The sequence below is a fragment of the Roseibium sp. MMSF_3412 genome (genome assembly GCF_030733265.1).
Classification (GTDB): domain Bacteria; phylum Pseudomonadota; class Alphaproteobacteria; order Rhizobiales; family Stappiaceae; genus Roseibium.
In genome coordinates this window covers 118,863-138,641 of sequence record NZ_JASHJI010000012.1, presented here as the reverse complement: position 1 = coordinate 138,641, position 19,779 = coordinate 118,863, and the positions used below count along the sequence as shown (strand labels likewise).

Genomic DNA, 19,779 nt, shown 5'->3' with positions numbered 1-19,779 from the left:
ACCTGACTCTGAAGTTCGACACATCTTGCAGCGGGCTTCGAACGAATTTCAGACCGAAGAAGGTGACTAGCTAGAGTGTTTTCCGATCACTCCGGGTCGTATCGGGGAGCAGAAAAGCAGTTCCGGCACTCTGCGGGAGAGAACAGGTCTTTGCCTTCGTCGATGGCCTCCCAGAAAACCTTCTTGGGCAATTTCGCCGAACTGTCTGATGGTTTCTGATCAGGCAGATCTGATTAAACCTTGTTTCAAATTAGCTTTCTCGGTTACCTGAAGCCGGCAAACACCTTGCTCCGATGGAGCCGGGCCAGGTGTTCATGCCGGAGGTAAGCGTTTGCAGACCTATGCTTATCCATAGCTTGTCGACCAGAAGCCGTTGTGATCAGGTGATCTCAATACGCGAAGGAAATTTCCTATGACAGCATGGACTGTTTCTTTAGCTCGGCTCAATTTACATTGGAATGCCAGGCAAGCCGTCGCTGCCAGATTCAGAATTTTTAATATTCTGGTGGCTACTCAGGTAGTTGATCCAGCGGCGCCTTGCCCATGATCATCACATTTACTTTAAGCATTGAGAAATCAGTAGGCCTCAGCGGCAAGAACCAGAAGGCCGACGTCATGGCCGTTCAAATGCGCATCAATGAATTGATGCCCCGCGTTGGTGAGCCGCTTACCGTTGACGGGATCGCAGGGCGCTTGACCCAGGGGATGATCGCCGACTTTCAGGCCGTCGCGCTGGGCTTCGGTCGGCCTGACGCACGGGTGGATCCAGGCGGGCGTACGGAACGCGGGCTGAACAATCCGGCATCGGCCGCGTCTTGGCGCTGGACCGATCCACGTCATGACCCCCAGCAACATATCCCCGTATTGCCGAAAAAGGCGCATGCGGCAAAGGAGAAAACCGGGGCCGGTGGACGGGCGGGCGGCGGATCAACCGGTCACGGCTCGGGCGGGAGCGGGGAAAGCCCCCGGGCCAACGGTGGCACAGGCAACGGCAGCGTGCCGAAAGTGGTGGTTCCCAAGAACAAACCCTACCGCGATAAGGAGGGACATCTCGTCGTCGCCAAGGGGGCGGAGGCGCTTCGGGTCGCGCAGGGGAATCTCTCGTGGCTCGACGACGTAAGGGGATCCACGTCCGGCCTGGTCGGCGGCAGCTATGCCGTTCCGAAAGGCACGGTCGATCTTAAACTCAAACAGGTGATTGTGGGTCAATCCGGCGGTGATACCGGCAAGGTATTCTGGATCCGCGGCAACACGCTTTATGCCAGCCGCGGGCTCGACTTCATCGTAAACCTGGAATCGTCAGGCCTTTTCAGAGAGATCAACAGCCAGACACGGGCAGTGAAACCGGCCAGCAACGCCATGGCGGGCTTTGTCATGGGCTTCGGTACGACGATCATCGGAACGCCAGGTCTTGCCGTGACGGCGATCCTTGTCTTTACCAAGGGCCTCGTCTTCTACAAGACCAGAGAAAAGCAGGTGAAAAGCGTCGCCGCGGTGATGCCGGATATCGTGCAGGGCTTCAAGTTCCTGAAAGAAAAATGTCCGAACTTCTGGACCCACCTTCTTCGTGGTCTCGGTTCGGCGTTTTCGACCGCTCTTTCGTCGGTACCTCAAGGCTTCACGGCCCAGCATGTCGCCATGTTCATGGGCAAGATGATGGGGGGGCTGGGCGCGGCGGAAGAGGTCACGGTCAAGGCCTCGATGAAGGTTCTGGGAATAGTGCTGGCAACCACCTTGCCGCTCGTTGCAGCCACTGGAACTGCGAGAAATGTGCAGCAGATCGTGAACTCGCTGACCACGTCCTTCGCGAAGTCGGGCATTCCGATCACCGAAGCGGACGCCCGCAAAATGGCGGAAGAACTGGGCAAGCCCGGTGTCCCGCAGGAGCTTGAAAAGCTGCATGCTGCGATGAGCAATGTGGATCGCCTGCTCCTCGATTTGGCGAACCACTGGCTCAAGGCAGACGGGCACAGCGCAGTGCGGAAAATCTCACAGGCGGATAACGGCATCTGGACACGCTTTTGACAGGAGTGGCTTGCGTCGCCAACCTGGGGTCAGGAACCTGAAGCTCGCTTCGGAGGCTGCTGGAGCAATAGTGCGAACTTCAAACTCACCGCACTAAACGTTCGGCGCGCCTGGCCGGGCCGCGTTGAGCCGGCGCGCATACAGCACACGTTCGCGGTAAAAGATGATCAATCCTGACACGACGATAATGGCCGCGCCGATGACCGTCCACTGATCGGGCAGCTGATCGAAGACAAGATAGCTTGCGACCGTCAGGTACAGGATGAAGACGTAGCCGAAGGGCATCAGCAGGTTGGCCGGCGCGAAACTCATTGCGTTGGTCAGGAACTGGTGCCCGACCCAGCCAAGAATACCCAGGCCGACCAGCACGCACCACTGAAAGCCGGTCGTGGGGTTTTGCCACTCTAGGATCGCAAACGGCACCAGAGCGAACGTGCCGACGAACCCGGTGTAGAACTGCATCGTGTCCGGCGAGACGACGCCCGCCAGCTTGCGGGTCAGGATCGAATAAAGTGCGAAACAGAATGCGGCGGCCAGCGAGAGCAGGACCGCGAAGTGAAAGTCTTCGTCGAAAGGCCGAATGGCGACCGCCACGCCTGCGAACCCGAGCGCGACCGCGGACCAGCGGATCAGGCCGACACGTTCGCGCAAGAGGGGCCAGGACAGAACGCAGATCAAGATCGGCGACGAAAACAGGATGGTCGAGGTGAGTGTCAGCGGCAGGTAACGCAGGGCCGCGAAATTGAAGACGGTCGACCCGGTCAGGAGGGCGCCGCGCAGGATTACCAGCCAGATCCGCTCACAGCGCAACTGCCTGAAATCAAAGTCGCTTGCGGCGAACAGACCCAGCGAAATCACGAAATGCCCGAAATAGCGCATGAAAGACAGCTGCAGGGCGCCCAAACCGAGGACGCCCAGCCATTTCGAGCCCGTGTCGATGAAGGCGAAGGTAAGATAGGCAACGAGGATCAGGACGATGCCGAGAAACGGCTTGTCTTCGATGGTCCTGGAAGCAAATCGCGCCATACCTTACCGGTTCAGGGTCAGGCCCCTAATCCTTGTCGCCCGCCTTGAAGTGGTCAACGAAGAAGTCGACCTGGAGAGGAACGAACTCGTCGCCTCTGCCGGCTTCGATGGAGAGGTCGAGCGCTTTTTTTGCTCCTGCCGCCATGATCGATTCAACACCAAGGCTTTCGGCCATGTCCGTGTAGTAGCCGACATCCTTCCGGGCATTGCGGATCGAGAAGGCGAGCTTGTTCGGATCGTTGTCGATCGCATAGGCCTTGACGAAATCCATCATGCCCGAGTGAAGCGGACCGGCCGCCATCACGTCATAGACCTTCTGACGGTCGACGCCGGCCTTGTCCGCCATGGCAAAGGCTTCCGACATGCCGTTTGCGACCGCTTGCGCGAAAAAATTGTTGATCAGTTTGATCGTGTGCCCGGTGCCGAGTTCACCGAGGTGGAAGACGTTTTCACCCAGGTCGTTCAGAACCGCCTCCACACGTTCATACGCGGCCGCATTGCCGGAGCACATCAGGTTGAGTTTGCCTTCAAGTGCGTGGGACGGGGTGCGTCCAATCGGGCAATCGAGATAGGTTGCGCCGGCTTCGGCAACCGCTGCCCCGATCGTTTTCGTGGAGGCGGGCAGGGAAGTTCCGAAGTCGATCACGATCTTGCCCGGTGCAAGCCCGGCAATCACACCTTCGGAACCGTACATCCGGCTTTCCACGGAAACGGACGTGTCGACACAAAGCATGACGACATCGCTTGCCTCTGCCACCTCGCGGGCGGATTTCACCTCGCTTGCGCCACGGGCAACAAGGGCCTCGACGCGCTCGCGCGACCGGTTGGCGACGACGGCCAGTTCATAGCCCTGGTCCAAAAGACGGTTGCACATAGCCGCGCCCATCAATCCGATGCCGATAAAGCCAATCTTCGGTTTGCTCATGATCGTTCCTCAATTCATAAAGTTGTCAGACAATACTTGCGTTTTGAACCGGTCCGTCCATCACGACAGGGCGCCCGGTAAGCGCTGCCGTGCGCACGGCTTCGACGAGGCGAAGCGCTTCGAGCCCGTCGCGGCCGGAGACCTTGGGTATAGAGCTTTCCTGGCGGATCAGGCTGGCGAAATGCGTCAATTGCTCGTGAAGCGGATTGACCTTTTCAGTTTCGATCCTCTCGTGTTTGAGCGGACGGGACCAATCGCCTTCCTCACCTTGCGCATCGGTCCAAACGCGCAGGGCCGGGAATTCGAAACTGCCCGCCGTGCATCCGATGCGCCAGGAGGAGATGCCGGTCTCCGCGATATTCGGGTTTTCGCCGCTCGCGCCTTCGAAACTCCAGGGTGTAAGCGCGGCGTCGCTCAGAACGGCGGTCGCAATCACGCCGCTTGCGAAACGGATATTGATTGCGGCGCTGTCCTCAACGGAGCTGCCACGTGCATGGTGGGACACCATGGCCTGCACCTCCTTGACCGGGCCGAACAGACCGACAAGCAGGTCCGCTTCGTGGATGAAATTGATCAGGAGCGGGCCGCCATCGCTCTTGCGCCGCCACAGGCCGGCCTGAAAATAGCTGTCCGGTTTGCGCACGGCCCAGATCAGCGAGGCGGAAACAGGTGCTCCCAGCGCTGCTGTTCCGATCAACTCCTGCGCCTTTTCGACGGATGGGTGGTAGCGGCGGTGGTGACCGACGAGAAGCGGCAGGCGGCGGGCTTCAAATGCGTTTACCAGCTTCTCGCCGTTTTCGACCGTATCTGCAACGGGTTTTTCCACCAGTGTCGCCCAGTTTCTTTCCAGGCAGGCCAGTCCGCTTGGAAGATGGTCGGAATTGGGCGTCGCGATGACAGCGGCGTCGCAATCGGAGGCCGGAACGCTTTCCAGATCCGGTGCCCATCGGCAGTCCAGTTCCCTGGCCAGCGCCTGCTGGTCCGGATTGGGGTCAACGATCCATGCAAGAGCGATATCCGGATGCTCAAAGGCATGGCGGGCATGCCTTTGACCGACAAGACCGGCCCCGATGACCACGAGGCGAATGGGAGTGCTACGGTTCAATTCCCGTCTCCAACCAGAACGGTTGTTTGCTTGGTGTTCGCTTTACGCGCAATAGGGTGCGTCGTTGCCCCAGCGGTGCTGGGGAATGTGCTCGCTGTGCGCAAGATGATGGCGGGTGTCTTCCCACATCTTTTTCCAGAGGCGCCAGTCCTTGAGTTCGGACCCCGGATTGGCGCGCGAGCGTGCGACGAATTCCGGGAAATGGCTCCGGCCCGACGGCTGTCCCGTCACGTGATAGCGCAGATCGAACGACCAGCGGTAGTGATCGCTCTTGTTCGAAAGCGATCCATGCGGTGTCAGCGGGTGAAAGATGACGGCACCGCCGGCCTTGACGGGGACAGGTGTGGCTTCGTCCCGGGGCAGAAAGGGCTCGGCTATTCCGACCTGGGATCTGGAACAATGCGGCAGCATTTCCTGATAGGCCCCGGGCGCAACCTGCAGGCAACCGTTTTCGATCGTGGCGTCGGTGATCGCCAGCCAAACGGTCACGAAAGTTGTCTCGTCGGCCTCTTCCAGGGTTACGCCCTGGTCCTGGTGCCAGTCGGTTGCAATCACATGTGCCCGATTTTCAGACGCAGCCACAGCGTGTTGAGGCGGTTTGATGCGGACATGCTGGATCGGATTGGAGGAAATCTCCGGGCCGATCAGGGCCTCGACACAATCCAGAATATTCGCGTTTGTCGCCATGTCGAACACGGCAGGCCCGAAATGCATCGGCGTGTTGTCCGAAATGCCGCTATGCGGCAGGCTGATGTCGAAGGGCTGATACCAATCGAAACCACCTCTGTAGGCCCGGTCCAGCTTGTCCCAGAAACCCATTCCCTCGTGTGGCTGAGGGACCTTGCCGTCCTGCTGCCACGCGCCGTAAAGATCGTCCATGAGCGCGCTGTATTCGTTCCGGACGTTTGTCAGGGCATCTTCGTCCAGCAGGCCCTCGACAACGAGATAACCCTGTTTTCGGAACAGATCGACATCGCCTTGACTAAGCATGATGTGAGGTCCTCAAAGAAGAATGGTGACAATCGTCGGCCAGATCAGCAACACGGCGAGCGCAACCAATTGTACACCGATAAAGGGGAGAAAGCCCCGGAAAATATCGGTGAGTGAAATGTGCGGAGGCGCAACCGACTTCAGGTAGAACGCGGCTGGGCCAAAGGGTGGCGACAGGAAGCTGACCTGCATGTTCATGCAGAAAAGGACCCCGAACCAGATCGCGACATGCTGTGGTGACAACGTGCCGAGGAAGCCGATTTCGTCGATCGGCAACCGCTTTACGATCGGCAGGAATACCGGGATGATCAGCAGAACGATGCCGACCCAGTCCATGAAGGCTCCCATGAACAGCAGGATCACCATCATCGTCAGGATCACCAGCATTGTCGGCATTTCCGCACCGATGATGAGCTGTGCGATATAGGTGGGGCCACCGGCAAGAGTATACGCGCCGGCAAGCGTTGCCGCGCCGATTGTCACCCAGATGATGGTTCCGGTCGACCGCAAGGTGCGCATCATGGAGACCCACAGCAGATCAACGGAGGCTTCGCCTCGGAAGAGGGCGATCAGGAACACCGCGACCGCACCCATCCCGGCGGCTTCGGTAATGCCCGTGACGCCGCCGTAAATCGAGCCAAGAACAATTCCGATAACGGCGAGCGGCGGCACGAGCCCCTTGCCGTGTTCCCAGCCGGAGGCGGTTCTCTGACGACCCGCGACCAGGAAAATAAACAGAAGCGCCAGTGCTCCGATGCCGATCAGCCAGGGCAGGTCGGAGACCATCCCGAGGGGCGGCGGCTCAAATCCCTCCACCGATGGATCGTTCCGTCCCATGACCGTGAGGAAAGCGATCCGCGCGATCAGGATCGCCATGACGCCGGATACGACCACGCTGACGAAGCCGCCGAACATGATCAGTTTTTCGCCGCCCTCCGGATCGCCCTCGCGCGGCTCTGGCAGAGGTGCCTGGGACGGGTCCAGCTGCGTGCGGACAACGATGTAGATCATGATAAAGCTGGCGAGCATGAAGCCGGGAATGAAGGCTCCCGTGAACAGCGCCTTGATCGAGGTTTCGGTGATGAGGCCGTAGATGATGAGAACGATCGATGGCGGGATCATCGTGCCAAGCGAACCCGACGCACAGATCGTTCCGATCGCAAGGTTCTGGTTGTAGCCGAGGCGCAGCATCTGCGGCAGGGCGATCAATCCGAGCAGAACGACTTCGCCGCCGATGATGCCGGACATGGCCGCCATCAGAACCGCCATGATGGAGGTCACGATGGCAACGCCGCCGCGCGCCCGGCTGAGCCAGAAATCCAGACTGTCATACATCTGCTTGGCAATGCCGGAGCGTTCGAGCAAGGCCGCCATGAAGATAAACAATGGCACCGAGATCAGCACGTACTCGGTCATCAGGTCGAAGATCTTCTGGGTCAGAAGATACAAGGGGCCGGTGCCCGGATTGCTGGTGAGCAGCCCTGTTCCGAAGCTCGTCGGGTCGGTGAGCAGGGTGGGCTCGAATTTCATGATCATCACCAGCGCAGCCAGGATCGCCGAGGCAAAGCCGAGCGGCATGCCGATGCCGAGCAGGAAGAGAAGTCCGAAAACCAGGACTATTGAGATCGTGCCGACGTCCATTACTTTGCACCCACGCTTTTCTTGATTGCTTCGAGCTCTTCTTCGTCGATGATGTCAGGCTCTTCCATTTCGGTCGGCTGCTTGTCCCAATCGGCAATCAGATTGGCGACGGCTTGGATTGCAACGAGCACAGCCACGATGAGGATCATCGGCTGGATCGTCGCGGGGATCGGCGGATCGAAGGCCGTCCCGAACATTTCCCAGCGGTGGAACTTGATGGCGAAGACCTGCTTGTAACTTCCGTAGACAAGGAAGAAGGCGAACAGGCAGATCATCAGCACCGAAATGACATCGCAGGCATGGCGCATCGGCCTCGGCAGGATGTCGTAGAGAATGAAAATGCGGATATGGCAGCGCTGCTGCATCGCATAGAGACCGGAGAGCAGGAACACGAAACCGGCGATCCAGAGTGTCAGCTCGTTGGCCCACAGGGTTGGTGCCTCGATCACGTATCGCAGGAACACTTCATAGAGCATGACCAGCGTCATGATGATGATCAGGAGCATGACGACACGGCCGATAAACAGCGCGAAATAGTCGAACCGGGTATAGTCGGGGTATTCCATCTGGGCGTGAACGACGCTGCGCATGCCGACAACAAGCAGGATGGGCAGAAGCAACAGGGCCGCCCAGTCGATGATGTCCATGATACCGCCGAACATGCCGGACAGGCCTGGGGAAACATCCTTGCGCTGGTGCAGCTCGGTGATTTGCGCGGTCATGCTTTCATTTGCATGCGGGAAGAAATCGAGAATGTAGGCAGGCCCGTGCCAGATGACCCAGCCTGCGCATACCGCAAATGCGACGGGAATGACCCATTCCCGCAATCCGCCGGACTTTTGCTCTTTCATCTTTTCCCCCGATAGGAAACGCGTAGATCCGCGCGCATGGGCTGCCCCTTCAGTCTTCCCCGCTGTTTTGTCACGCTGCGCAATGCACCTGTGCCAGAAACAGAAATTCAAATGAATTGCCGCATACTTCAGGCAATCCGCGCCAACCCCGGCATTTGGTATTCAGTCCAGTTTTCGAAGTCTATCCGGGGGAGGGTATGGCGGCGGAACCGTGCTCCGCCGCCACATTGTTGTCGACTGGATGCCAGTCTTACTGCATTGCGCCGAGATCGCGCAGGAAGTCCAGGTGGCTCTGCAGCAGTTCCTGGGACTCAGGCGTGGTCGCGAACTCTTTCCAGCTGTCCTGAACGGCCTGACGGTAGATCGCCAGATCTTCTTCGGACCAGGTGTTCAATGCGATGCCTTTTTCGCGAAGTTCTTTCGCCGTCTGGGCGTTCTTGACTTCGTTGATCGTGGAGTTCTTCAGGCCAAGCGCCTGCATTCCAACCTTCAGGATCGCCTTGTGGTGATCCGGCATTGCATCCCAGACATCCTTGCGGCAGGCAAGGTGGTCAGCCGGCATGGAGTGGAAACCGGGATAGTTGGTTTCCGTTGCAATGTCATAAAGGCCGAGGCCGACATTGTTGGTGATGTTGGCGGCGTCGGCGCCGTCAATGATGCCGGTCTCAAGAGCGGTGAAGATCTCGTTGAAGTCCATCACGATCGGCGAAGCGCCGAGCTTTTCGAAGATCAGCGTGATCACGCCCGGAGGCGAACGGAACTTCCAGTTCTTCAGGTCATCGACGCCCTTGAAGGATTTCGTCGAGGACAGGGACTCAGGGCCCGGGATCCACCAGCCGATGAACTCCATGTTGTTGGCATTGTACAGTTCGTTCAGCTTTTCATAACCACCGCCATGCAGCAGCCATGCATACTGCTGATAGGGATTCTGGTAGCCACCGGTCAGGTCGCCGGCAAACTGGAATGCCGGGTTCTTACCGGTCTGGTAAGCGCCACCGGTCATGTCGCAGTCAAGAATACCCGTCGCTGCGGCGTCGAAGGTCTCTGCGGACTTGACGACGGACGATGCGAAGAACATCTCGATCTCGATTTCACCGTTCGACATCGCGGTGACGTCGTCGATGAACTCCTGAGCCATCTGGCCAGAGAGCGTTTCCGTGGAGAAGTGCGTCTGGATGCGCAGCTTCGTGCTGTCCTGCGCGCTGGCATCCGTTGCAGCGCCCATCGAAAGCGCGAGGCCGGCGGTCGCCACGCCTGCGAGCATTGTTCTCGTAAGTTTCTTGAGCATTCCTTATTCCTCCCAAGTTGCTCCAAAAGACCGGCGGTCAAAACGCCACCGGTCGTCGTTGCTGGTGTTCCAGCGATTTGCTCCATCGGGTCCCAGGACCTTCACCGAGCTTGTTCCCCCTCGGCCGATCATTCTGATGCGGCCTTGAAAGCTGCCTGCGTCGCGGCATCTCAGCCGGCCCGCAACTACGCAGCTCCCCGTCTCTCCCTGGACAGCAAATCCTCTGCTTCCAGTTTTGTCCAATCGAAAATCACACCGACGCCCGGTTCATCGGGTGCGACGGCCAGCATGTTTTCAACAACCAGGGGCCGCCTTGTGTACTCTTCGATCGGAAATGAATGAACCTCGAGCCAGCCTTCGCCGCCAATTCCAGCAAGCAAGCTTACGTGCAGCTCCTGCATTCCGTGACTGCACACCGGCACGCCATGACGTGCTGCCAGATCGGCGGCCTGCAGAAACCCGGTGATGCCGCCGCAATTGGACGCATCCGGTTGGATGAAGCTGAGCTTTGACTGTTCAAGCGCGTAGCCGAATTCGTGAATTGTGTGCAGGTTCTCGCCCATTGCAAGCGGCGTTCCCGTTGCTTCGGCGATTTCGGCATATCCCTTGTAGTCGTCCGGAATGGTCGGCTCTTCGAACCACAGGATGTCAAAGGGCTTGAATGCGTTTGCCGCCGCAATCGCCTCATCGACGCTCATTGCGTAGTTGGCGTCGACCATGAGAGCGACATGGGGCCCGATGAGATTGCGGACGGCGGCGACTCGCGCGACGTCCTCTTCAAGGGAAGGCTGACCGACCTTGATCTTCACTCCGTTGAAGCCGCGGTCGAGGTAGCCCCGGACGCTGTCGAGAAGTTTCGGCAACGGGAAGCCGAGATCGATGCCGCCGCAATAGGCCTTGCAGGTTCTGCCCTGACCACCGGCCAGCTTCCAAAGGGGAAGGCCTTCCTTCTGCCCGCGCAGATCCCACAGTGCGATGTCGACGGCCGAGATCGCGAAAGATGCAATGCCGCCTCTGGCGACATAGTGGACGTGCCACTGCATCTCTTCGTAAAGAGATTCAACGTTTTCGGGGTTTTTTCCAATCAGGAAGGGCGCGAGGTCGTGTTCGATCATCGCTGCAATCGCGTGACCGCCCTTGCCGCCGGTATAGGTGTAGCCGGTTGCCGTGCGCCCGTCGTCAAGCGCAAGGGTCGCGGTTACCAGTTCGAAATGGGTATGATCGCCGTGCTTTGCATCGACCAGTATCTCGGCAAGCGGAATATGGAACAGCCTGACGGATACGCTGACGATGGTTGTCAAGGTATCCCTCCCAAGATGCCAAGAACACTATATAATTCGTTTTGGTTCGACCAAGTCGAATTGGAGCAGAGCGCGAATTGAAAGGTGAGTCAAGAGCGTTTCCCGCCATTCCATTTAAATCGATTTAAAAAATATTTTAAGTTGTTGGTTTAAAATGTCTTTTTTTATAGTGATCAAATGATGTGCGGAAACGCTTGCTTTCGCCCAATATGGGGGCATAGCATTGTGGTCAAAGTAAACGAGAGTTTGGTACAACCAATTGGCTACTGCCGTGATACCGGACAAACAGGGAGAGAAGCGGGCTGCGGACACGATAGTGACCGCACTCGAAGCCCGTATTGCATCTGGCGAATTGGCCAACAACAAGCCATTGCCTCCCGAACGCGACCTCATGGAAGAATTCGGTACGTCGCGGACGGTCGTACGCGAAGCAATCTCGGCACTTGCCAATCGTGGACTCATCGAGTTGCGTCCCAGGTTCAGGCCCGTTGTTCGCAGGCCCGACTACGGCACATTGCTCAACGCCACCGGCACGATCGTCCGCTATCTGCTGAACGAGCCCGGCGGGGTTCAAAACCTCTATCAGAGCAGGGTTTTCATCGAGCGCGGGTTGGTGAGGGACGCTGCCCTGAATGCCACCAAGGAGAATATCTCCGACCTGAAGGCTGCACTTCTGGCCAACGAAAAGGCGCTTGATAACTCGGAGGAGTTTTTCCGGACCGATATCGCTTTCCACGGCGTTCTCTACCGGATCGGCAGCAATCCGATTTTCCCGGCAATGCATGAGGGCTTTACGGCCTGGCTGTCGCCGAACTGGGCGCGCATGACGCGGTCCGATGACCACAACAGATCTGTCTATCTCGATCACAAGGCCATCTACGATGCCATCCTGGAAAGGGATCCGGCCCGCGCGGAAGATGCTCTTGTTGCGCATCTGAGCGCGGCCTGGAAATACGTGGAGGAAACGTTCTAGAAAAGCGTCATCCCGGCCGAAAATCCGAGGCGTCGCAAAGATGTCTTCCGGGGCCGGCATGATGCCTGGACATGGGCAGCGGGTGTCTTCCGGACCCGCCCGGCGCCGGCGAACCTTTTGGGGCCGCCGCTTGAAATCCCGCATATCGAAGCCGGTGGACCAACAGGCCGCCGGCCAAACTCGTTGTGCAACCGGAGGATTTTGGATGCAGAAAACAGGTGTAATCGGATTGGGTGACATGGGCTCCGGGCTCGCCAAAAACCTGATCGCAAACGGCTTTGAAACCAGGGGGTTCGATCTGTCCCCTGAGAGAATGAGCGCCTTTGAGGCCATGGGCGGTACACGCGCGGAAAGCGCGGGCGACGTCGGCAAGGGATCGGATGCGGTCTTCGTGATGGTGATGAATGGCGACCAGGTCAAGGACGTCATTTTCGGCGAAGGCGGTTTGCGCCAGACCATGGCGCCGGGGAGCGTCATCATCCTGACGGCCACCATCAAGCCAAGAGAAGGCCGCGAGGTCGGCGCAATGCTGGAAGGCAGCGGCATCCACCTCATTGACAGCCCTGTTTCGGGAGGTTTCCCGGGTGCGCAGGGCGGTACGCTGACCATGATGGCGGCCGCGCCCGACGCGGTGCTGGATACGTTCAAACCCGTGATGGAGGCCGTTTCGGCGAACATACACCGCGTGGGGAGCAGCGCCGGTGACGGCCAAACGGTCAAGGCGTGCCTGCAGTCGCTGATCGGTTCGCAATTCTCCGCAACCTTCGAAGCCGCGGCACTTGCGGCAAAGGCAGGTGTGCCCGGGCAGGTGATCCTCGACGTGTTCTCCACATCCTCGGCCGGATGCGGGGTGGTCAACAACGCGCTGCAGAAAATCATAGACCGCCAGTTCGAGGGAACCGGGAGTCATATCAATACGATGCACAAGGATCTTACCATTTCGATGAACCTTGGCGAGGAACTCGGCGTGCCGCTTCACACGGCCGCGGCCGCCATGCAGATCTTCCACGCGGGCAAGACGAAATATCCGAATGGCGACAACTGGATCTGCACACGGGTGATCGAGGAGATCATCGGGGCTGAACTCCATCGCGAGGAGGCCAAAAAAGCATGAAACTCGGTGTCATTTGCGACGGAATCAGCCGTGATCTCGCTCACGCGCTGACCGTGATGGACGAGTTCGGCCTTGACTATGCCGAGCTGCAATTTGTCGGAGAAAAGGAGGTCGGCGATCACTCAAGTCAGGAGATTGCCGGGATCAAGGCGCTTCTGGAAAAGCATGGCAAGCCGGTCAGTTGCCTGTCCCGGCATGTCTTTGCCGGCATGACAACGGCGAACAAGCCGGGTGACGCGCTCCATACAACGCATATGGATGCGCTGAAGCGTGTCATGGACATGGCGCATGAACTGAACTCACCGCTGGTCCGGATCATGACCAACAAGAAGGAACAGATCCTCTGGGGCAAGGGCGGTGCGGAAAAGTGGAACGTCGCGAAGGGAGCGTGGGAGGCGTCGCTTCCCCTGATCGCGCCTGCCGTCGATCTTGCACGATCTGAAGGTCTGACCCTTGTCGTGGAAACCGGCAATGGCACGATGGTCAACTCCAACTACACCGCGCGCAAGCTGATCGACGATCTCAACGCCAAGGATGCGCTGAAAGTCCTGTGGGACCCGGCGAACAACTGCTGGTGCCACGAGCGGGCCTATCCGGACGGATATGACGAAGTGAAGGGCGGCTATCTCGGTCATGTCCACATCAAGGACGTTCTTGTCGATACGCCGCGTGCCACGCTTGAGGTGAAACGCATGGGCGAGGGGCAGCTCGCGGATCAGTTTGAACCGATGGCCGCTGCTTTGAAGGCCGACGCCTATGACGGCGTCATCTCCTTCGAGAGCGTCTACCACCCGGGCAACGGTGACTTCGAAGCCGGTTTCCGGCTCTGCATCGAACGGTTCAAGCACCTCTTCGGATAAGGCGGCGTTTTCTGTTGCTCATATTCCCGGCGCTGAATTCAGCGCCGGGCTCTTTCAATGCCACGCCGACTATGCGTTTTCCAATTCCGCGATCAACTCGTCCGTCGTGACCTGGCGGCAATAGCCCTTGATGGTTTTCAGGGAATTGTCGTGCCTTTCCTGCGTGTAGGTCAGGCAGGCGTCGGTGACCTGGGTGACCAGATAGCCGAGATCACAGGCATCGCGGATCGCGCTTTCGACACACTGGTCGGTGACGATGCCGCTGATCACGAGCTGGCGGATGCCAAGATTGCCGAGCACGTAGTGGATATGCGTTGAGACGAAGACGGATGAGGAGGACTTGGGAAATAGGATCTCATCGTCTCCCGGTTCCAATTCGTCGATGACTTTCCCGTCCCAGGAGCCTTTCGGGACATTGAAACCCGTGATCTTGTAATCGAGACTGCGGTCGCGCCCGTCTTTCGTGAGGCTTTCGATCGTCGTGTACATCACTTCGACATTGCTCTCGCGGCAGGCTTTTTGAAGCCGCTGCATGTTGGGCACCACGCGCGACTTCATTTCCGAGAAGAACCAGCCGTATTTCCGGTCGAACGCCTCGTCGGTCAGTCCGTTGAATTCCGCGCCCCTGCGATGCGCGGCGAAGTTCTGGACGTCTATGAAGAGCAGGCCGGATTGTTCCGGCACAAGCGGGACTTCACGTGTGAGCATCATTTCCTTTTCTCCAGGACGTCCTTGAAGGCGGCGGTCAGATGACCGGCCCAAAGATCCTGACCTTCCTCGGTGTCGATCAGATCGTTGCGGATTTCAATCAGGCAGTGCGCGAGGCCACGCGGTTCGGCATGACGCGGGATGAACCAGTCGCTGTCTTCCTCGATCATATAGGGAACGTTCTTGCCGACCAGCATCCGGTTGTCACGCCTTCGCATGGTTGCCGCAATGATGTCGGCGGTTTCGGGGTCCGTTCTCGACAGGAGGCCCAGATGCCAGGGGCGGTGCTTGCCGAGATAGACCGGCGTGAAGGAATGGATGGCAAAGGCCGCCCGCTTCGGGCGTTCCTCCAGCATCGCCGTCAAGGCGGCATCATACGGGTCGAAGATCGTCTGTTTGCGGATCAACCGTTCCTCAGGCGAGAGGTTCCGATTGCCGGGGATCGCGACATCTTCGCTGACGTCCGGTGTCGCGTCCGGCGCATCGAAGGGACGGTTGCAGTCATAGACAAGGCGCGAGTAGCGCTGCTTTATCAGGTCCGCGCCGAGATTTGCCGCGATCCGCTCGGAAACGGCCAGCGCTCCGATATCCCAGGCAATGTGCCGGTCCAGATCCCGGGGGCGCAATCCGAGGCTGCCAAGCCTTTCGGGTATTGCGCGTCCGGCGTGTTCACACACAAGCACCACGTCCGCGTCTTCTCGTCCCCTGATGCACTCGACCGGCTCCGGGTCCGAGGCGGAGAGGTAGGTTTTGCCCATATTTTCCGCGGAATATGCCGCTTCCTTGAGCATGTGAAGCTCCAGAGGGGTTTTGATAATCTTTTTTCATTTCGTCACAAATAGGAAAGCTTGACAAGATTTTTTTATCAGCTCACTGTGCATGACATGGTAGCTCACAGCACAATCCGTGATCTGATTACCGGGACTTCCGAGGCGTTGACCGGGGCGGAGCGCAAGCTCTCGACAACGCTCTTGTCGGACTATCCCTTCGCCGGTCTGGAACCCATTCAGGTTCTGGCCGAACGCACGGGTGTTTCGTCTCCGTCGATCTCGCGTTTTGTCTCCAAGCTCGGGTTTCAGGGCTACCAGGACTTTCAGCGCAGGCTGATCCAGGAACTGAAAGCGAGCCAGCGCTCGCCGATCGAGTTGATGGTTGTCGAGCGCGAGGTCGACGGATCGTTTCTGGGCGATTTCACCAGGCGGGCCAATGCACTCATCGATGAAATGGCCCAGAGCATCACCGATGCGCAGTTCGAACGTGTCTGCGGGCTTTTGAGCGATCCGGGCCGGCGCGTGTTCGTGATGGGCGGGCGTGTCAGCGATCTGGTGGCGCAGCATCTCAGCCGCCACCTGAAACGGCTGCGCGACGACGTTTTTCATATCGACCCGGACCCGGAAACCTGGCCCGACAGCCTTTTGAAGATGCGCGGCAAGGACGTCCTCTTCGTTGTCGATTTTCGGCGATACCAGAAATCCGTCACCGACCTGGCAAAGCTGGCGGCCACCGAAAGAAAGGCGAATGTCGTCGTTCTGACGGACAAATGGCTGTCGCCAGCCGTGACCCATGCGCGTGAAACGCTCGCCGTACCGGTTGAGAGCGGCACCGTCTGGGACAGCTACGCCGCAGGTTTCACGCTGATGGAGGCAATCATGACGCGGGTTGCCGAGACGGACTGGACCAAACACAGCAGACGCGTATCGGCGTGGGACGCCCTGACGGAGGGAAGGCAGGAGCTCAGACATGATACGTAAGCCGATGATATTCGCCGCGACGTCCGATCTTTCCGGAAAAACGCGCGGCAAGGCCTTCCCGGCGGACCAGTTGAACAAGCGGCGCGAACGCGGAATGGGCTGGGTTCCGACAAATGTGCAGATCACCTGTTTCGACACCATTGCCGACAGCCCGTTCGGATCATTCGGCGATCTTGCCCTCGTGCCCGATCAGTCCGCCGATGTCAGCGTCGACTTCGAGGACGGCGCGCCAGCGGAACGTTTCATGCTGTCGGACATCCGGACACTGGACGGTCAACCCTGGGGATTCTGTACGCGCTCCATCCTGCGCGCCGCGTTGTCCCGCCTGAAGGACCTGACCGGTGCACGGCTGATGGCTGCGTTCGAGCACGAGTTCCAGTTTGCCGGCGGTTCGACCCTCGTTCATCAGGGATTCGGTTTGCAGGGACATGCCGAACACGCCGGTTTTGCGGAAACACTGATGGCCGCTCTTGAGCAGGCTGGTCTGAAACCGGACAGTTTCATCTGCGAATACGGGCCGGACCAGTTCGAAGTGACCGTTGCACCGGAAGAGGGTGTGAAAGCCGCCGACGCAGCTGTGATCACGCGCGAATTGACCCGGATGACCGCGCGCAGGTTCGAGCAGAGGGCGACATTCACGCCCATTCGCGATGTGTCGAGCGTCGGCAATGGTGTTCACATTCACATGAGTTTCATGGGCGACACGGGACCCTTGACCTACGATCCGGCAGGTGCCCACGGGCTTTCAGCGCTGACGGCATCTTTCGCCGCCGGCGTGCTGAAATACATGGACAGCATCGTCGCGCTGACAGCACCCTCCGTCATCTCCTATGAACGCCTGACACCGCACCGCTGGAGCGCGGCATATAACAATCTCGGCCTTCAGGACCGCGAGGCAAGCCTGCGCATCTGTCCGGTAACGGCGATGGATCCGGACGGGATCGCGCGACAGTTCAACATTGAATACCGGGCCGGGGACGCTGCTGCCTCTCCGTACCTGGCGCTTGCGGCAATCGTTCACGCGGGTTGCCAGGGGATCGAGGACAAACTCGCCGCGCCTGAGGTGACCGAGGAAGATCTGTCACTTCTGAGTGCGGAAGAGCTTGATCAGAAAGGCTTCGTACGCTTGCCGGAGACACTTGAAGACGCGCTTGCGCGGTTTGCGGGCAGCGACGTCGTGACCGGCTGGTTCGACCCTCAATTTGCCAGCGTTTACGTTGCGCACAAGAAGGCCGAGGCTGCCTTTCTTGAGGGAATGGATACGGCGCAGAAATGCACTGCATACGAGGATGTCTATTGATGCTGGTGCTCAATGACATTTCGAAACAGTTTGGCGGTGTCAGAGCCGTCAGCAATGTGAGTTTCGAGGTTGCTGCGGGCGAAGTACGTGGGCTGATCGGACCCAACGGAGCCGGAAAGACCACGTTGATCAACCTGATTTCCGGTCTTCTGACGCCCACCAGCGGCACCATGTCCCTTGAGGGTGATATTCTGGACGGGGCAGGTGCGGCTGCCAGAACCCGCAAGGGAATTGCCCGGACTTTCCAGAACCTCCGCATCTTTGAAAACCTGTCGGTCGGACAGAACATCGAGGTCGCGCAGATCACGGCACGATCCGAAGGGCATGAGGACAGCGCTGCGATCGCCGAGGCCTTCGAGCGGTTCGATCTGGCAGGCAGACTACGCATGCCGGCAAACGCGCTTTCCTATGGTCATCTCAGGCGCCTGGAGATCGTGCGCGCGCTCGCGCTCAATCCGAAAGTGCTGATGCTCGACGAACCGGCAGCGGGCATGAACGAGCAGGAAACGGAAGAGCTGGCCGGAGCGCTTGACTGGGTCAAGACCCGCTTCGGCTGCGCCACACTGGTCATCGATCACGATCTCAAATTCATCATGACGCTCTGCGACAGGATCACGGTCCTGAATATGGGAGCCGTGATCGCTGAAGGAACGCCCCGAGAGATAACAACAAATCAAGACGTTATAGATGCCTATCTGGGCGAGGACCATTCCAATGCCGCCTGACGCGGCACAAAACAGGAGAGGGACAGTGAAGAAAATCGGACTTACACTCGCCGGGCTCGCAGTTGCTGCCGCACCGGCATTCGCCGCCGATACGGTCAAGATCGGTCTCGCAGTGCCCATGACCGGCGACTATGCACCCTATTCGGAATTCCAGGGTGCAAAATGCATGGCGGAAAAGATCAACGCGGATGGCGGTATCAACGGCATGCCGATCGAACTGTTCATCCAGGACACGGGTTCGGACACGCAGACAGCCGTGTCGCTTGCCCAGAAGTTTCTGGACGACGGTGTTGTCATGCTCGGCACGATCCCGTTTTCCGACACGATGATCCCGGTCGCGCAGGTTGCCGCCGGTTACGGCGTCTCGATCTTCCAGCCGCAGTCAACGCAGGTGGAAATGCATGCAGGGATCGTCGACAACTTCTTTACCGGTGTTTCGCCCGACCCGTTCACCGCAACCGCGGCGGCAAACCATGCCCTCAAGCAGGGCGTGAAAAACGTTGTCCTGTTCACCTCGGATGAAGGCGGGTCCTGGTCGGCGCGCACGCCGCTCTGGTTCGGAGACGTGATCGAGGCAAATGGCGGCAAGGTCCAGGCCAAGCTCAATTTCAGTTTCGGAACGTCCGACTGGTCGCCGCAGATTGCCGAGATCAAGGCGCTCGATACCCCGCCCGACGCGGTCTACATCTCGTCCATCATGCCCGATGTCGGCGTTCTGGTGCGCCAGTTGCGCAGTGCCGGCATCGATGCCTGGGTGATTGGATCCGATGGTTTCGACGATCCTTCGCTCGATGCAATCGGGTCTGACGATCCGAGCCTTCTGGACAAGGTCTTTTTCGCAACGCTCGCGCCGAGCCATGAAGACAGCGCGGTCGTGAAATTCATGAAGGAGTGCGAGGACATGGGCTTTGAGGTCGGCGGCCTCTTTCCGGCAACGGGAGCTGACACGATCATGGCCGTAAAGTTCGGTGTTGAAACCGCCGGCAGCCTCGATCCGGCTGCGGTGTCGGACGCCATCCGGTCCGCCGACAGCGTCCCGGTTCTGACCGTGGATTCCATTTCGTTCAAGGATACCAAGACCTACGCCCAACGGACGATCCCGGTCATTGGCTACAAGGACGGAAAGCGTGTTCTGATCACGAACGACATTCCGGCCAATGTTCCAACTGACTGGAACTGATGACACCGGCGCGGCC

18 protein-coding genes are annotated in these 19,779 nt (G+C 58.9%); 8 read left to right on the top strand and 10 right to left on the bottom strand.

Features of this window, described 5'->3' with window-relative positions; translation table 11 throughout:
• The first annotated feature begins 615 nt into the window (after window positions 1-615).
• Entirely contained in the window at window positions 616-2,025 is a 1,410-nt protein-coding gene (locus RBB49_RS19930) for a hypothetical protein (RefSeq protein ID WP_306144642.1), read from the top strand.
• A 93-nt stretch (window positions 2,026-2,118) separates the two neighbouring features.
• Here the strand turns inward: RBB49_RS19930 and RBB49_RS19925 are convergent, their stop codons facing one another.
• The 8 genes from RBB49_RS19925 to RBB49_RS19890 all read right to left on the bottom strand — a co-directional run bounded on the left by RBB49_RS19925 (window position 2,119) and on the right by RBB49_RS19890 (window position 11,152).
• Window positions 2,119-3,051, bottom strand: coding sequence for a DMT family transporter (locus tag RBB49_RS19925; protein ID WP_306144641.1), 933 nt, complete (start codon window positions 3,049-3,051; stop codon window positions 2,119-2,121).
• Between the two features lie 25 nt (window positions 3,052-3,076).
• Window positions 3,077-3,976 (bottom strand): NAD(P)-dependent oxidoreductase, encoded by a 900-nt coding sequence (locus RBB49_RS19920; RefSeq protein ID WP_306144640.1) that lies wholly within the window; start codon window positions 3,974-3,976, stop codon window positions 3,077-3,079.
• Window positions 3,977-4,001: 25 nt separating this feature from the next.
• Complete coding sequence (locus tag RBB49_RS19915; RefSeq protein WP_306144639.1) at window positions 4,002-5,081, bottom strand: Gfo/Idh/MocA family protein; 1,080 nt, start codon at window positions 5,079-5,081, stop codon at window positions 4,002-4,004.
• 42 nt (window positions 5,082-5,123) lie between these two features.
• Complete coding sequence (locus RBB49_RS19910) at window positions 5,124-6,071, bottom strand: phytanoyl-CoA dioxygenase family protein (RefSeq protein ID WP_306144638.1); 948 nt, start codon at window positions 6,069-6,071, stop codon at window positions 5,124-5,126.
• 12 nt (window positions 6,072-6,083) lie between these two features.
• The gene (locus RBB49_RS19905; RefSeq protein ID WP_306144637.1) at window positions 6,084-7,712 is read right to left on the bottom strand and encodes a TRAP transporter large permease subunit; all 1,629 of its coding nucleotides are present in this window, start codon (window positions 7,710-7,712) and stop codon (window positions 6,084-6,086) included.
• A complete protein-coding gene (locus RBB49_RS19900; RefSeq protein ID WP_306144636.1) occupies window positions 7,712-8,563 on the bottom strand; it encodes a TRAP transporter small permease subunit in 852 nt (283 codons plus the stop codon). The genes RBB49_RS19905 and RBB49_RS19900 overlap by 1 nt, the downstream gene beginning before the upstream one ends.
• A 250-nt stretch (window positions 8,564-8,813) precedes the next feature.
• Window positions 8,814-9,851, bottom strand: a complete 1,038-nt coding sequence (locus tag RBB49_RS19895; RefSeq protein WP_306144635.1) for a TRAP transporter substrate-binding protein — start codon at window positions 9,849-9,851, stop codon at window positions 8,814-8,816.
• Between the two features lie 185 nt (window positions 9,852-10,036).
• Complete coding sequence (locus RBB49_RS19890) at window positions 10,037-11,152, bottom strand: mandelate racemase/muconate lactonizing enzyme family protein (protein WP_306144634.1); 1,116 nt, start codon at window positions 11,150-11,152, stop codon at window positions 10,037-10,039.
• A 316-nt stretch (window positions 11,153-11,468) separates the two neighbouring features.
• Here RBB49_RS19890 and RBB49_RS19885 point away from each other — a divergent pair, with 316 nt between their 5' ends.
• From RBB49_RS19885 to RBB49_RS19875, 3 genes are all read left to right on the top strand, one after another.
• A complete protein-coding gene (locus tag RBB49_RS19885; protein ID WP_306144633.1) occupies window positions 11,469-12,125 on the top strand; it encodes an FCD domain-containing protein in 657 nt (218 codons plus the stop codon).
• Between the two features lie 205 nt (window positions 12,126-12,330).
• Complete coding sequence (locus tag RBB49_RS19880) at window positions 12,331-13,239, top strand: NAD(P)-dependent oxidoreductase (RefSeq protein WP_306144632.1); 909 nt, start codon at window positions 12,331-12,333, stop codon at window positions 13,237-13,239.
• Window positions 13,236-14,099, top strand: a complete 864-nt coding sequence (locus tag RBB49_RS19875) for a sugar phosphate isomerase/epimerase (protein WP_306144631.1) — start codon at window positions 13,236-13,238, stop codon at window positions 14,097-14,099. Before RBB49_RS19880 ends, RBB49_RS19875 begins: the two co-directional genes overlap by 4 nt.
• A 69-nt stretch (window positions 14,100-14,168) precedes the next feature.
• Here RBB49_RS19875 and RBB49_RS19870 read toward each other — a convergent pair whose 3' ends face one another.
• Both RBB49_RS19870 and RBB49_RS19865 read right to left on the bottom strand, forming a co-directional pair.
• Window positions 14,169-14,810, bottom strand: coding sequence for a cysteine hydrolase family protein (locus tag RBB49_RS19870; protein ID WP_306144630.1), 642 nt, complete (start codon window positions 14,808-14,810; stop codon window positions 14,169-14,171).
• Window positions 14,807-15,598 carry an N-formylglutamate amidohydrolase gene (locus RBB49_RS19865; RefSeq protein ID WP_306144629.1) on the bottom strand — a complete coding sequence of 264 codons (792 nt, stop codon included), beginning with the start codon at window positions 15,596-15,598 and terminating at the stop codon, window positions 14,807-14,809. Before RBB49_RS19865 ends, RBB49_RS19870 begins: the two co-directional genes overlap by 4 nt.
• Before the next feature lie 93 nt (window positions 15,599-15,691).
• On the opposite strand from RBB49_RS19865, the gene RBB49_RS19860 reads away from it, so the two are divergent.
• Genes RBB49_RS19860 through RBB49_RS19845 form a run of 4 tightly spaced genes read left to right on the top strand, consistent with a single transcriptional unit; the run spans window position 15,692 to window position 19,763 of the window.
• Entirely contained in the window at window positions 15,692-16,558 is an 867-nt protein-coding gene (locus tag RBB49_RS19860; RefSeq protein ID WP_306144628.1) for a MurR/RpiR family transcriptional regulator, read from the top strand.
• Window positions 16,548-17,858, top strand: a complete 1,311-nt coding sequence (locus RBB49_RS19855) for a glutamine synthetase family protein (RefSeq protein ID WP_306144627.1) — start codon at window positions 16,548-16,550, stop codon at window positions 17,856-17,858. Before RBB49_RS19860 ends, RBB49_RS19855 begins: the two co-directional genes overlap by 11 nt.
• Entirely contained in the window at window positions 17,858-18,583 is a 726-nt protein-coding gene (locus RBB49_RS19850) for an ABC transporter ATP-binding protein (protein WP_306144626.1), read from the top strand. Before RBB49_RS19855 ends, RBB49_RS19850 begins: the two co-directional genes overlap by 1 nt.
• 25 nt (window positions 18,584-18,608) lie before the next feature.
• Window positions 18,609-19,763 carry an ABC transporter substrate-binding protein gene (locus RBB49_RS19845; protein WP_306144625.1) on the top strand — a complete coding sequence of 385 codons (1,155 nt, stop codon included), beginning with the start codon at window positions 18,609-18,611 and terminating at the stop codon, window positions 19,761-19,763.
• Window positions 19,764-19,779 lie beyond the last annotated feature (16 nt).

What these genes read in the sequence shown, in the direction of transcription:
- RBB49_RS19930 (WP_306144642.1), top strand. Translation starts at nt 616, where the DNA reads ATGGCCGTTCAAATGCGCATCAATGAATTGATGCCCCGCGTTGGTGAG.
- RBB49_RS19925 (WP_306144641.1), bottom strand. Translation starts at nt 3,051, where the DNA reads ATGGCGCGATTTGCTTCCAGGACCATCGAAGACAAGCCGTTTCTCGGC.
- RBB49_RS19920 (WP_306144640.1), bottom strand. Translation starts at nt 3,976, where the DNA reads ATGAGCAAACCGAAGATTGGCTTTATCGGCATCGGATTGATGGGCGCG.
- RBB49_RS19910 (WP_306144638.1), bottom strand. Translation starts at nt 6,071, where the DNA reads ATGCTTAGTCAAGGCGATGTCGATCTGTTCCGAAAACAGGGTTATCTC.
- RBB49_RS19905 (WP_306144637.1), bottom strand. Translation starts at nt 7,712, where the DNA reads ATGGACGTCGGCACGATCTCAATAGTCCTGGTTTTCGGACTTCTCTTC.
- RBB49_RS19900 (WP_306144636.1), bottom strand. Translation starts at nt 8,563, where the DNA reads ATGAAAGAGCAAAAGTCCGGCGGATTGCGGGAATGGGTCATTCCCGTC.
- RBB49_RS19895 (WP_306144635.1), bottom strand. Translation starts at nt 9,851, where the DNA reads ATGCTCAAGAAACTTACGAGAACAATGCTCGCAGGCGTGGCGACCGCC.
- RBB49_RS19880 (WP_306144632.1), top strand. Translation starts at nt 12,331, where the DNA reads ATGCAGAAAACAGGTGTAATCGGATTGGGTGACATGGGCTCCGGGCTC.
- RBB49_RS19875 (WP_306144631.1), top strand. Translation starts at nt 13,236, where the DNA reads ATGAAACTCGGTGTCATTTGCGACGGAATCAGCCGTGATCTCGCTCAC.
- RBB49_RS19870 (WP_306144630.1), bottom strand. Translation starts at nt 14,810, where the DNA reads ATGATGCTCACACGTGAAGTCCCGCTTGTGCCGGAACAATCCGGCCTG.
- RBB49_RS19865 (WP_306144629.1), bottom strand. Translation starts at nt 15,598, where the DNA reads ATGCTCAAGGAAGCGGCATATTCCGCGGAAAATATGGGCAAAACCTAC.
- RBB49_RS19860 (WP_306144628.1), top strand. Translation starts at nt 15,692, where the DNA reads ATGGTAGCTCACAGCACAATCCGTGATCTGATTACCGGGACTTCCGAG.
- RBB49_RS19855 (WP_306144627.1), top strand. Translation starts at nt 16,548, where the DNA reads ATGATACGTAAGCCGATGATATTCGCCGCGACGTCCGATCTTTCCGGA.
- RBB49_RS19850 (WP_306144626.1), top strand. Translation starts at nt 17,858, where the DNA reads ATGCTGGTGCTCAATGACATTTCGAAACAGTTTGGCGGTGTCAGAGCC.